The sequence below is a fragment of the Metabacillus sp. KJ11-3 genome (assembly GCF_055808295.1).
Genome location: NZ_CM147865.1, coordinates 759982 through 772449, shown reverse-complemented (window position 1 = coordinate 772449; position 12468 = coordinate 759982). Strand labels below are relative to the sequence as shown.

The window sequence follows — 12468 nt, the reverse complement described above, 5'->3', positions numbered from 1 at the left end:
AAAATCCCCTCAGTTGAACATACAACTGAAGGGATTTTTGACTTTTCATTGCACATTTTGTTTATATAAATACTGACCAATCAAAAGATTGGAAAGCTCTTTAAACATTGTGGTCCGATCCACAATCCCATTTGTAAAAATGCCAATAGCTCCTTCATTGTGACGAACATTCTTTTTCCTTGCATATATATCCATCACATCACCTAATTCTCGACCAGAAAAAACAAGCTCTCCTATTTCATCAGGTACTACTATCCTTGCTCCACCTGCAATAATAGGCTGTTGATCTTTTACATAAATGGCTCCCCAATTACATAAGAAATAGCCAAAATCAGTTTTGATGAGCCCGCCTTCTAAACCAACTCCAAGATCGGCTCTTTCAGCTTCCAACGCATTCTTTGCCCGATTGATTGCACCTGTTAATGTTTCCAAATCTGTAAGAGGCTGTGCCGAAACATTGGAAGGGACATTTGTTGAATAAAATTCAGCTTCTATGAATGAAGCAAATGCATCATTCACCGCTTTAACTTTGGTAGGATTTTTTGTTCCTATTGCAATTTTCACTGTTGCATCTCCCTTATAAAATTACGAATTACGTTTTATCGATTGAACTGTAGTTATATCACATGATTTAACAAGCTTTATGAGAAGTTCTTTTGCCGCCGCATAATCATCTACATGTAAAATTGACCCTGAAGTATGAATATATCGTGAGCTTACTCCAATTACTGTTGATGGGACTCCACTGTTTGAAACATGGACCCGACCAGCATCTGTTCCGCCTTGGGACACAAAGTATTGATATGGAATGTTATGAGTTTCTGCCATATCAAGTACAAATTCTCTCATTCCACGATGAGTGACCATTGAACGATCAAGAATGCGGAGTACAGCACCTTTTCCAAGCTGACCGAATTCCTTTTTATCTCCACTCATATCATTAGCCGGTCCTGCATCAAGTGCAAAAAACAGGTCAGGATTAATCATCGTTGCAGCTGTTTGTGCTCCCCGCAGACCAACTTCTTCCTGTACAGTGGCTCCTGAATATAATGTGTGAGGAAGATCCTCATCTTTTAATTCTTTAAGAAGCTCTATCGCTAAACCGCATCCATAACGGTTATCCCATGCTTTTGCCAGGATTTTCTTAGGGTTTGCCATAGGAGTGAACGGACAAATAGGTACAATTTGCTGCCCTGGCTTAATTCCAATTTTTTTCGCATCTTCGCGGTCATCTGCACCAATATCGATCAACATATTTTTTATGTCCATCGGCTTATTTCGTTGGCCTTCACTTAAAAGATGGGGAGGAATTGAACCAACAACACCGATGATTGGACCGTTGTCGGTGATAATTTGTACTCTTTGAGCCAAAAGAACTTGACTCCACCAACCTCCAAGTGGCTGAAATCGAAGCATGCCATTGTCTGTAATAGCCGTAACCATAAAGCCTACTTCATCCATATGGCCGGCCACCATGATCGTCGGTTCGTTTTCTTTTCCACGTCTAACACCAAAAATACTGCCTAATTTGTCTTGAACAATTTCATCTGATAGTGGTTCAAGTTGCGTTCTCATAAATGATCTTACTTGATGCTCGTTTCCAGGTGCTCCGGGCAGTTCTGTTAATGTTTTAAATAATTCTAATGTTTCTTGGTTCATATAATCCCTCTTTTCAGCCAAATAGCTTTTTATATAACACTGTAAATATTTTCAAAACTTATGCTCTTTAATGCAAAAAGATAGAAAATAGTTCGTTCCATTACGCTCCAGCCACTTGCTTTCCGCGTGGAGGAAGCTGAGTCTCCTCGGCTTCGCCTGTGGGGTCTCAGCCTTTCCTCTACTTCCCGCAGGAGTCAAGTGGCTTCCTCTCCATTCCACTATCATTTTTGAATAGTGTTTTATAGCATCATCATTCGAAAACTGAATTACAAAAAGCCCTTATGTAAATAAAAAACTTTATATCCTGTTATAAATGTTTCTCTTCTTTTATTCTGCCTTAACATGCACCTATGGTTTTTGTATACTAATAGAAGAAGGAATATGAATACCCGTTGTACTAGTCATGTATACATAAAACTAAAGGGGTGTTGAAAATATGAAAACAAGGTACTTTTTATTAGGATTAGGTATAGGTATTGCTGGAACTTATTTTATGAAAGATCAAATAATGCCTCACAGTATATCTTCTGATAAAGCACTTGAAATTGTAAAAAAGGCTTTTAAAGAAAAAGGGCCTATCGATGGATCATGGATATATACAGTTCCTGAAACTTTTTCCAATGAGCATCTATCCTATGATGTTTACAAAGCCGGTGTTTCAAGGTCAGTAGATCATCATCTCGAGCAATATGAAGCTTTCGTTGATAAAAAAACAGGAACAATCGTGCATGTTGATCGGATTCATTAATAAATACGGGGGCATTTAATCGATTTATGCCCCTATCATTTATTCATTATTCGATCAAGCTTATCGACAATTTCACCATTCCCATCCCATTTTATGCCCCGATAAACAGCATCATGATAGAATGTAAACCATGCTTGGTGTTGTTTTCCAAAATCAATCCACTTCTGCTTATTTTCGATGGATGTCATAGGATAATCATCGTAGGCAAGTACCCATAACGGATTTTCATGGGCATGTGTCGGCATTAAATCAGCCATATGGACAAGGGTTTCTCCTTCATCCTGCAGAATGACGATGCTATGTCCATCGCTATGTCCACCTGTATGATGCATTTCTAAACCGTCCAGTATTGAAATCGTTGAATCAAATGTTGTTACTTGATCTTTAACAGCTTCCCAATTTTGTTTCCAATATGTATTTGCAGATCTTATATTCGGATGTTGCATCTCTTCCCATTCAATAGATGACGTCATAATTTTCGCTTTAGGAAAAACTGATGTCAAACTGCCATTTTCCCACTTCGTTAATCCGCAGGCATGATCAAAATGCATGTGAGTCATTAATACATAATGGATGTCCTCAGTCGTTAATCCTAATTTTTTTAGAGACTCTTCAACTGACGATTCTTCTTCTACCCCATAGTTTCTCATTTGCTTTTCGGTTAGTTTACCGGACCCTATTCCTGCTTCCAGCAAAATATTCAGACCGTTTTTTTGGATAAGCAATGGATCTGTTCTGAGTTCAATTTGGTTTTTTTCATTTACAGCATACTTTTTCGACCATAATGGTTTTGGAACTACCCCGAACATCGCTCCTCCATCCATATGGGTTACTCCGCCATTTAGCCACGTAATGATTGTCTGCCCTATTTGAAGTGTTTCCATTTCAAATCCCTCCCTATATAATTTTACCATATGAACAGTTTTTAAAGAAAATTTGACATACTCGATGCAACATTCCAAAAACAACAAAAGACCAAAGTCGTTGATGACCTGGTCACATGATTAAGTAAAAATAACGATTCTCTACTCTTCCTCTGTTTTTTGGGGGTATTGATTTCTTTGGAAAGGTCTTTTTTCATTAATTCGCTTAACATGACCTTTAGTGCCTCTTTCTTAATATTCTGTTGTCCTTCCCGTCTTTGTAAAGCCGCTCCCTGCTGGTCATTGCCTTCCATTCTTGGAATCATTTCCGATATTGATCCATTAACCATTATAAATTCTCTGCCAAGGGAAATAACGTTTTCGATTGGAAAAAACAATTCCTGGTTAGACGAATTGATGAGTAAGCTCTCTAATTGACCATTTTCTTCATTGAAGTAATAATCGACGATCCTTCCTGCAAAGTCTCCTCCTGTTGTCACAACTTGAGCTCCATTTAAGTTACCTTTTTTATATAATAAAGGTATGTCTCTTAAGTCCAGTAAAGATTGATCTCCTTCTACAACGACAGCAAACTCTCCGACACCAATGACATTCTCATACCGAAGAGCATTTAAACCCACTTGCCAATCCCCCTGGCCAACAATAAAAAATTCTACAGACAACTCATTTGGATCAATAACCAGATCTTTAACAAAGCCTACCTGACTTCCTCCCGTAATATTGATAATAGGAAGATTTAATAATTCTTTCGCTTTTTTCATTTTCCAAGCACCCCTGTTTGATCACAATTTAGTAAGGAAAATCTCCTTGGGCAAACATAGATCGTTCTAAATAGTAAGAACCTTATATAGGCAATTAACTCAGCAATTCATTTATTTATATGTAGGATCAAGGGTATTTGTGAAGCTGCATTGTTTGGTTGAAGAAATAAAAAAACACCACAGATAACCGTGGTGTTTTTTTCATCATCTATTTTAATTTTGAATAGCATCGTTCAAATATTTTGCTTCAACACGGTAAATCCTCTGACCTTTTTCTGAAAATTTCTCTTCATACTCTGTCATGACATTACCCTCATATTCGCTATTATGAAGATCTAAACTGACAAACTTTAATTGTAATCCATATTCAGAGAAGCTTATTAAAGAATATTCAAATAAACCTTGATTATCTGTTTTAAAATGAATTTCTCCACCTTTTACAAGAATTTCTTCATACAATGCCAAAAAACTTCTATATGTGAGTCTTCTTTTAGCATGACGCGATTTTGGCCATGGATCTGAAAAATTCAAATAAACTCGATCAATTTCACCAGGTGCAAAATATTCTGCTAAATCTTTAGCATTTACATTAAGAAATTTTAAGTTACGGCTCTGTAAATCCACAGCTTTTTGAATAGCTGCAACAATTACACTATCGAATAACTCAATACCTAAGTAATTAATATCAGAATTCTGTTGGGACATTCCTGCTAAAAATTGACCTTTACCTGTTCCTACTTCTATATGAATTGGATTATTATTTCCAAAGACCTCATGCCATTTCCCTTTATATTGTTCAGGATTTGAAATAGCATATTCTGAGTGCTCGGCAATAAAATCACCGGCCCAAGGTTTGTGACGTAAACGCATGTAGACACCTCTATCGATTTAATATCGTTCTAAAAGATACCATGAATAAAACATGATCCGCAAGGATTATTTCGTTCTTACCGATATTTAAGACATCTTTTAGAAACTAATTAGAATAGCGCAAGCGCCTTGATCTCATCAATAAAATTTATATACTTTCTGGTAGTACAAAGAAAAAGAATGAATTGAATTAAGGCTGTTCCCTTACTTCTCTCATCCTTACTTGGCCTATTCTTGAATATTTTTGTTCTAAAGTCACACATTATATGTATATGGCCAATGAAAAGGAGTGTTTATTTTGCCAATCCAATACCATGACCAAGTGAATTTATTAAAAGATATTTTATCAGATCATCAAAGTGAATGCTGTGGAACAGTTGCAGAGTGTGAACAACTTGAAAGAGTCATTAAATCGTTGATGGTTCACGGAAATACAAACCAACAAGCGAAAACCTTACTGGAAGATATTTATTCTTACAGTCAAGCTGGCAAAAATTCAACAGCTCTGGATCAGCATATTGAATCACATCAACAACAATTGTCTCAGTGGATTCAAGATATTGACACCTATTCTTAACATGTCATGATCTTTCTCATTATAATGTGAATATGCTCAATCCAATTCTGTTTTTCTTTTTCATTATTTTTCGCATAATACCATAAAAATGAAGTAAGTGCTTGTAAAAGCACATACCAGTAAATTCTTGTTTTTAAATGCTCGTCCAATATAAGTCCATACGATAAAAGCCACTCTCTCCAATCAGCTTCATCAATATACCAGTATAACAATATGCCGACATCAATAGCCGGATCGGCAATCATTGCACCATCCCAATCAATTAAATATAGTTGGTTTTCTTCAGACAATAGCCAATTATTATGATTGACATCGCAATGACAAACAACTTGCTCATCACATTGTACATTTGGCAGCTGTTTGGTTAATAATTCAAGTGCTTCATTTATGATTGAAAGGTTTATCCCTTCAAAAGCAACTGCTTCCTTTATATCTTCCACAATGGAATTAGGAGTGAGCGGTTGCTTCCCTAAGCGCTTGAGCATATCAAGAAGTTCTTTAGAACGATGAATTTTTCTTAATAGCTCGGCAACATTTTGACCATTCATATCTTTCGGTTTAAGCTCACGGCCAATTCGGTGTTGTGCTGTAATTACATCACCATTTTCCATTCGCTTTGTCCATATTAGCTTTGGAACGATGCCTTCAGCAGAAAGAACAGCTAAAAACGGAGAACTGTTTCGCTTTAAGAAAAGCTCCTGCCCATCATTTGTTGCAAAGTATGCATCTCCTGTTGCTCCTCCAGCAGGTGTAATCTTCCACTCACTACCTAATACTTGTTCCAACCAGTTCACCTTCAATTTCAACCCAACATTTCGTAATATAATTTATCATTTAAGATTAGCATGTTTTAACGTTTTCCTTTTCAGGTATAAATACAGTCCATACTATGCTCTGTTTAATGTTTATTCACATAAAAAGGATAGCTATTAGTAATGATAGAAAAATATTGCACTATAGCCATCCTATTAAATTTTATCCCCTTATGATAAGAGTAGTCAAGCAAAACTAAAATCCTAGTTTTTACAAAAAACATACGTTCCTATTTTATCTACATTGATTTCATTTTTCACTGAAGTTGGGGAATCCAAATAGACATGTGTCGGACTTACAATTTGCATCCATTCCCCATCACCCGGAAGTCTTAAATCATGGGATTGATTTAATTGAACATGATGTACAACATATATCTGCTCCCAAGGGCCGAATTCTCCTATATCTCTCAGGTGATAAGAGAGTAGCTGTTGATTGGTACTAAAGGATAAATGCTTCTCAATAAGTTTTTTTGTTGTGAGACGAAAACCGCCATGCTGTTTTCTTAGTTTTATTAATCCTTTAATATACTCAATATTATCTTTATAACTTGAACGGTCGCTCCAGTTAAGACAATTGATATGATCAGGGGAATTATAACTATTCTCCACACCTTTTTTCGTCCGGAAAAACTCCTGACCAGCATGTAGAAAAGGGACTCCCTGTGATAATAAGACAATACCTGTTGCCAACCGGTGCCTTGCTTGCTTTATCTCCTTTTTCTCTGTTTCAGAAAATAAGAAGAATCGATCCCACATAGTATGATTGTCGTGTGATTCAACATAGTTGATGGATTGTTCGGGATTAGCAAAAATGGTTGTTGACCCACTAATCAGCAGCTTTGTTTGATCAAATTTATCCATATTTTCATACACAAATCCAGTGTCATTCAGACTGAATGTACTTCCTTTAATCACATCACGAAACTGATCATTGAAAAAACTGATATTGGGTACTTTATGTGCATTTTTAATAATTGTTTTTTGTTCCAATGGTAGAGGAGTATTTAAATCCCAACCTTCTCCTAGCAGGAATGCATCCGGCTTTAATGTTAGAACAGCCGCTTCCACTTGATTCATTGTTTCTATATCATGAATTCCCATTAAGTCAAACCGAAAACCATCAATATCAAACTCTTTCATCCAATATGTGACACAATCAACAATAAATTTTCTTACCATATAACGTTCGGATGCAAGATCATTTCCTACACCTGTTCCATTTGAAGGCATTCCATTTTCGTCATATCTGAAATAATAACCTGGTAATAATTTTTCAAATGGTGAATTTTCTTTTGAATAAACATGATTAAATACAACATCAAGAATGACTCTCAATCCTTGCTTATGAAGAGATTGAACAACTGATTTTAGTTCAATAATTCTCTTATACGGATCTTCCGGATTTTTTGAATAACTACCTTCGGGAGCAAAGAAATGAAGTGGATTATAGCCCCAATTATAGGAATCTTGCGGTTTTTTTCATCCACTTCTTCAAAATCATTTACCGGCAAGAGTTCGATATGTGTGACCCCTAATTCCTGCAAATAACTAATTCCTGTAGGATCACCTTCGCTGTTATTTGTTTGAGCTTCAAGCCATGCTTCATATTTTCCCTTATGAACAAGACCGCTGTTTTCATGGACAGAGAAATCACGAATATGGGCTTCGTATATAATGGCATCTGTTTTGCTTTTTAAAAGAGGAAGTTTATTTTTTGGTACATTTGTTTTTTGTTCATCAATAATTACACCATATTTTCCATTAATAGAAACTGCCTTAGTATAAGGATCTACTGCTTCATTCCACAATAAATTTATACAGGCAAGATAGGTGTAATAATATCCATCATAATCTCCCTCTAAGGAAATAGACCATGTACCTTTTTCTTCTCTGGTCATTTGATAGGTTTCAAATACTTGTTCATTTTGAAGATAAAGACGTAGTTTCATATGTGTAGCTGTTGGTGCCCATACTTTCCATTCTGTACGTTCTTTTGAATAATTTGCTCCTAAATCTGATACAGGATAGGCAAATATTTTATCAAACTCAGCGGTTCGTATAACAGAACCAATTTGCAGATCTGTTTCTGTCCCTTGCTCATCGGTAATCATATACGTTTTCCCGAACTGAAACTCACAAGGAAGTTTACAAATATATTTACTATGTGTTCCAATATCCATTCGTTCTATAATGAAAAGGGGTTCAGTCCCTTTGTTTAATGTAAGTGAGAAATTCTTCTTTTCTCCATCCCGATCCTTCGGAATAAGAATTGTCACTTCATCTATTTTATCTAAGAAAGCTTCAAATGGCCTATTAATATTAAGCAAAATGAGCACCCCCAAATGAGAGTTTAAATTTAAATGACTAATTCACTATGAGACTTTTTTACAACAACTGTTACCGGGCTTTCACCAATTAGCTCACCGTCGGCCTCAATAGCTTGAACAGCATTCGTAGAAATTGTTATTTTCTCACAAGTGAATTCAGAGAAAGCATTCTGTTTTACACGATGACTCATTTGTTTAAATACAAGAAAGACAACTAACTGAAATAGAGATATATTTTTAATCATTGTTATTGTTAACATTCCATCATTTTCTTTGGCTTTCGGAGCAATTTTAATTCCTGCCCATTGATATGGTTGGTTTGATACAGATAATAACCAAACATGATCATGCTGTACTATTTCCTGTTTATCAGTCTTCATCATAATGGAGATTGGCTTATAATCCCATAATACCTTTATAAAGCCTGTCATAAACCTGATGCGCCCTAAAATGGGCTTCATGAATTCTTTTTTCAGCAAGTTTTCTTGTTCAATCACCTTTGTTGTGAGACCCATTCCAAGCTTGTTAAAATACTTTCTTTTTACACCTTTTCCTTCAAGTTGGTATTCAACAAGATCTACCTTTTTGACAGGCCTGCTCAACATCTTAAGGATATCCTTTATAGCTTTTGATGGGTTAGAGGATAATCTGGTATGAGAACGTTGTGTTGTTCTTCCTGTATAGAGAAAGGCTATTTTCACTTTGGTAAAACCACTTAAACCGTTTACAATTTCATTCATTGTACCGTTACCGCCAACACCAATAATTGTTTTTAAATGATAGTCTTGAATGGTGGCAATTTGTCTGGCAAGTACTTCAGCATGTCCATGATAGTCTGTATAAAAAGAACGGAACGATATCTTTTTCTTCTCGAGTTCTTTTTTTACTTTTTTCCATGCCTTTTCACCCCTGCCAAACCCTGAATGTTGATTAATAATAAAAAATAATCCTTTCATCCTTATAACTCCATCTTTATCATAGTTTATGTACTCGTTTATGTATGTGTTCATGTCTAATATCCAACTTCACCTAAGGAGTGTCATTCCACTCCTTACGGTAATAGGAGTTTGTTACGCAGTGTGAAAGAAGTACTTGGGCTCCTTTTAATTGTGTATGTTTTAATGGAGCAGAAGTCTGTCTCAGCCGCTGGAACCACTCATTATATGATCTTTTATCTAAGATTGAGATATCATATGGAACAAAGGGATAGTCGATATATCCATTTCGACTGATTACCATTTTTTTGACAGAAAGATCAATATTGTTTGACGTAATCAGCTTCTGAACAATCGTACCTGTCCGATTTAAGCTAAGCAGCGGATTGAGGAATTTTTTTTGATCCTCACCTTTACGAGCAAGCCAAAAATTTTCTTTTGAGCCTATAAAAACTGTATCGTTTTGTTGTTCAACAATCGTGATACAGTATACATCTGTTGTACCAATTAAAATGATGTCTAATTCTACCGGTGCATTTTTTAATTTAAAAACCGGTCGATAAAGGAACAAATAATGATCAGGGAGTCGTTTAGCAAAGTATTGTAATAATTGATCTCGATATATTGCCATGTCTACAGACGATTTCTCGCGTATTGTTGAACTTGCCCAGCGAACTTGAAATCGAAAAATATAATCTAAAAATAAGTGTTTTAAATCCTCCTTTGTTCTAGGAACGGTTGTAAATGCAAATTGTAATTCATCATCATCCAAAACTGCATCCCTAATTAATGGCTTAGCTTCCTTTGGCGGCTCTTCGTGCTTCGACAATCGATTTTTAATTTTTCCAATGAAATTCCCCTTCGGTTCTTGTACAGTATTAATTGGTTGTTCACTTACCTTCATGACAGTATGAAACATGTTATGTTCCCATGCATGTGAAACCTTGTTCCATTGCTGACGTTTTAACCGTATAAACTGACTAGGATACCGATAAGCATCTATTTCATAGCGTGAAATATAGTCATAAAGTTTAATAATTTGCGCCAAATGTTTTCCAACTCCTCTTAAAACATGACCTAAAAAATAATAGTTGTAATGATCGGACAAAAGATGCTGGTCATGATCGCACTTAATGTCATAGATATAGAGCTAATTGCTCCTTCTAAGCTGCCTATTTCTAAAGCTTTTGCTGTACCGATTCCATGTGATGCAGTCCCAAATCCAATTCCTTTTGCTATTGGGTGTTTCACCTTAAAGAGGTTCATGCCAAAATGTCCAAACATTGCACCGGAAATACCCGCTATCATCACATACACTGCAGTCAGGGTTGGAGTTCCGCCACTAAGCTCACTAATATCCATTGCTATCGGTGTGGTAACTGATTTTGGTGCTATCGAAAGAAGTAGATTTTGATCTAATTGAAAAATAACCCCTAATGCCAGTCCACTGGAAATGCCGATAATGGCCCCAATACAAACACTAAACACGATAGTAAAAAAATATTTTTTTAGCATCTCACGGTGATCAAATAATGGAATAGCTAATGCCACTACAGCAGGTCCTAAAAGTTTTGCAATCCATTCGCCTCCGCTCATATATGTATGATAAGAAATGTTAAAAAGCAATAAAAAACAAACAATGAGTAGACTTGTTGTAAATATCGGAACAAAAACAGGATATGAAAAACGCTGATAGAGTTTTTTCATTAAGAAAAAAGCGAGAACTGTTAGAAAAATAAATCCGACAGCATAAATGATCCACCTCATAAATGGAACTCCTTATTGTTTACAAGCCTCTTCTCATTATTCAACAACTTTTCACTTATGATTGATGAAGCAATGAAAACAACCATTGTACTGACAAAAGAGATGATCAAGCTGAGAAATCCATAGCCACTAAATAATTCAAGATAATCAATAATCCCTACGGTAGCAGGAACAAAGAGAAGTGGAAGATTGTTTAAAAGGAAATTACTTCCCAAAGAAATCCACTCCCGTCTGATAACCTTAAAGATTAGCGCTAAAAACAATATGATCATTCCAATAATACTTCCTGGTATTGGCATGTGGGTCATCAGTTGAATCCATTCACCTATAAAAAAGAGTAAATATAAAAGTGCAATTTGGAGAATAAAATAAACATATTTCAACATCTCTGCCTCTCCCCCCCAAAAAAAGCAGTTTCAACGATAACCTTATTTCCGTTTTAAAGGAAAATTATTAATTGCTTCGTATTTAGGAATTTGATCAAGGTTTGTTTGATATAAATGAATTGACGATACAAGGCTTAGTGATGGTTGTTCATTAAACACTTGGTGCAACCCTGCAAATTTTATAAAAGGTTGGACAGAATTCCATTTTCTAGCCAGTGTGATATGAGGACGAAATGGTTTACGGTCAAGTTGAAACCCTGTTTCTTCACATGCTTTTACGATAAGTGTTTGCAAATGATTTAGTGATTCGGAAAACTCTACACTTGCCCAAAGAATTCTTGGTGATTCTGCTTTACCAAAAACATCAATCCCCTTTAGCGAAATCTCAAACTGAAGATCATTTTTCAATGTTTCACTCACTCTTTTTGTTAACTCGATTAATTTGCTATGTTGTTGAATATCTCCTAAAAAAGCAAGGGTAATATGATAATCTTCAGGATGAACCCATGACTTGAAAGGTAGAGATGATTTATGATTTTGTATCCAGTTTTGAAGAATCATTCTTTGCTTTTCTTCAATAGGTACTGCTAGAAAATAATGTTTCTTCATTATAGCCCTCCAAGAAGATTTGATATGCACTAAAGATTGGTATCTCATATTTGCCAACGTTTCAGGTTGAGTATATTTCTTTATTCTATCCCACAATGTCTCCTATTAAAAGGATATAGTTTACTCATTT

The 12468-nt window shown here is 35.7% G+C and carries 13 protein-coding genes and 1 pseudogene; 2 read left to right on the top strand and 12 right to left on the bottom strand.

Annotation, left to right across the window (positions count from 1 at the left end):
- Positions 1-45 precede the first annotated feature (45 nt).
- The gene (locus tag AC0L8O_RS04005; RefSeq protein ID WP_473446688.1) at positions 46-564 is read right to left on the bottom strand and encodes a DUF84 family protein; all 519 of its coding nucleotides are present in this window, start codon (positions 562-564) and stop codon (positions 46-48) included.
- Between the two features lie 21 nt (positions 565-585).
- Positions 586-1659: a M42 family metallopeptidase gene (locus AC0L8O_RS04000; protein ID WP_473446687.1), complete on the bottom strand. Its 1074-nt coding sequence runs from the start codon at positions 1657-1659 to the stop codon at positions 586-588.
- Positions 1660-2095: 436 nt separating this feature from the next.
- Here AC0L8O_RS04000 and AC0L8O_RS03995 point away from each other — a divergent pair, with 436 nt between their 5' ends.
- Positions 2096-2407 carry a PepSY domain-containing protein gene (locus tag AC0L8O_RS03995; protein ID WP_473446686.1) on the top strand — a complete coding sequence of 104 codons (312 nt, stop codon included), beginning with the start codon at positions 2096-2098 and terminating at the stop codon, positions 2405-2407.
- 35 nt (positions 2408-2442) lie between these two features.
- Here AC0L8O_RS03995 and AC0L8O_RS03990 read toward each other — a convergent pair whose 3' ends face one another.
- From AC0L8O_RS03990 to trmB, 3 genes are all read right to left on the bottom strand, one after another.
- Complete coding sequence (locus AC0L8O_RS03990; protein WP_473446685.1) at positions 2443-3291, bottom strand: YtnP family quorum-quenching lactonase; 849 nt, start codon at positions 3289-3291, stop codon at positions 2443-2445.
- Between the two features lie 41 nt (positions 3292-3332).
- On the bottom strand, positions 3333-4052 hold the full coding sequence (locus AC0L8O_RS03985; protein WP_473446684.1) for a PRC-barrel domain-containing protein: 720 nt from the start codon (positions 4050-4052) through the stop codon (positions 3333-3335).
- A gap of 213 nt (positions 4053-4265) precedes the next feature.
- Positions 4266-4922 carry a tRNA (guanosine(46)-N7)-methyltransferase TrmB gene (gene trmB / locus AC0L8O_RS03980; protein ID WP_473446683.1) on the bottom strand — a complete coding sequence of 219 codons (657 nt, stop codon included), beginning with the start codon at positions 4920-4922 and terminating at the stop codon, positions 4266-4268.
- A 298-nt stretch (positions 4923-5220) separates the two neighbouring features.
- On the opposite strand from trmB, the gene AC0L8O_RS03975 reads away from it, so the two are divergent.
- Positions 5221-5499 (top strand): YtzH-like family protein, encoded by a 279-nt coding sequence (locus AC0L8O_RS03975; protein WP_473446682.1) that lies wholly within the window; start codon positions 5221-5223, stop codon positions 5497-5499.
- Here the strand turns inward: AC0L8O_RS03975 and AC0L8O_RS03970 are convergent.
- The 7 genes and pseudogenes from AC0L8O_RS03970 to thpR form a co-directional block, all read right to left on the bottom strand.
- Positions 5496-6293 carry a phosphotransferase family protein gene (locus AC0L8O_RS03970; protein ID WP_026561333.1) on the bottom strand — a complete coding sequence of 266 codons (798 nt, stop codon included), beginning with the start codon at positions 6291-6293 and terminating at the stop codon, positions 5496-5498. The two genes, AC0L8O_RS03975 and AC0L8O_RS03970, sit on opposite strands and share 4 nt — an antisense overlap.
- 222 nt (positions 6294-6515) lie before the next feature.
- A pseudogene (pulA, locus tag AC0L8O_RS03965) lies at positions 6516-8641 on the bottom strand (type I pullulanase).
- 29 nt (positions 8642-8670) lie between these two features.
- Positions 8671-9597 (bottom strand): diacylglycerol/lipid kinase family protein, encoded by a 927-nt coding sequence (locus AC0L8O_RS03960; protein ID WP_473446681.1) that lies wholly within the window; start codon positions 9595-9597, stop codon positions 8671-8673.
- A gap of 73 nt (positions 9598-9670) precedes the next feature.
- Positions 9671-10624 (bottom strand): nuclease-related domain-containing protein, encoded by a 954-nt coding sequence (locus tag AC0L8O_RS03955; RefSeq protein WP_473446680.1) that lies wholly within the window; start codon positions 10622-10624, stop codon positions 9671-9673.
- Positions 10625-10653: 29 nt separating this feature from the next.
- Complete coding sequence (locus AC0L8O_RS03950; RefSeq protein WP_473446679.1) at positions 10654-11343, bottom strand: LrgB family protein; 690 nt, start codon at positions 11341-11343, stop codon at positions 10654-10656.
- Complete coding sequence (locus AC0L8O_RS03945; protein WP_473446678.1) at positions 11340-11729, bottom strand: CidA/LrgA family protein; 390 nt, start codon at positions 11727-11729, stop codon at positions 11340-11342. Before AC0L8O_RS03945 ends, AC0L8O_RS03950 begins: the two co-directional genes overlap by 4 nt.
- Positions 11730-11771: 42 nt before the next feature.
- A complete protein-coding gene (gene thpR / locus AC0L8O_RS03940; RefSeq protein ID WP_473446677.1) occupies positions 11772-12338 on the bottom strand; it encodes an RNA 2',3'-cyclic phosphodiesterase in 567 nt (188 codons plus the stop codon).
- Between the last annotated feature and the right edge of the window lie 130 nt (positions 12339-12468).

What these genes read in the sequence shown, in the direction of transcription:
- AC0L8O_RS03995 (WP_473446686.1), top strand. Translation starts at nt 2,096, where the DNA reads ATGAAAACAAGGTACTTTTTATTAGGATTAGGTATAGGTATTGCTGGA.
- AC0L8O_RS03960 (WP_473446681.1), bottom strand. Translation starts at nt 9,597, where the DNA reads ATGAAAGGATTATTTTTTATTATTAATCAACATTCAGGGTTTGGCAGG.
- thpR (WP_473446677.1), bottom strand. Translation starts at nt 12,338, where the DNA reads ATGAAGAAACATTATTTTCTAGCAGTACCTATTGAAGAAAAGCAAAGA.
- AC0L8O_RS04000 (WP_473446687.1), bottom strand. Translation starts at nt 1,659, where the DNA reads ATGAACCAAGAAACATTAGAATTATTTAAAACATTAACAGAACTGCCC.
- trmB (WP_473446683.1), bottom strand. Translation starts at nt 4,922, where the DNA reads ATGCGTTTACGTCACAAACCTTGGGCCGGTGATTTTATTGCCGAGCAC.
- AC0L8O_RS03990 (WP_473446685.1), bottom strand. Translation starts at nt 3,291, where the DNA reads ATGGAAACACTTCAAATAGGGCAGACAATCATTACGTGGCTAAATGGC.
- AC0L8O_RS03950 (WP_473446679.1), bottom strand. Translation starts at nt 11,343, where the DNA reads ATGAGGTGGATCATTTATGCTGTCGGATTTATTTTTCTAACAGTTCTC.
- AC0L8O_RS03985 (WP_473446684.1), bottom strand. Translation starts at nt 4,052, where the DNA reads ATGAAAAAAGCGAAAGAATTATTAAATCTTCCTATTATCAATATTACG.
- AC0L8O_RS03945 (WP_473446678.1), bottom strand. Translation starts at nt 11,729, where the DNA reads ATGTTGAAATATGTTTATTTTATTCTCCAAATTGCACTTTTATATTTA.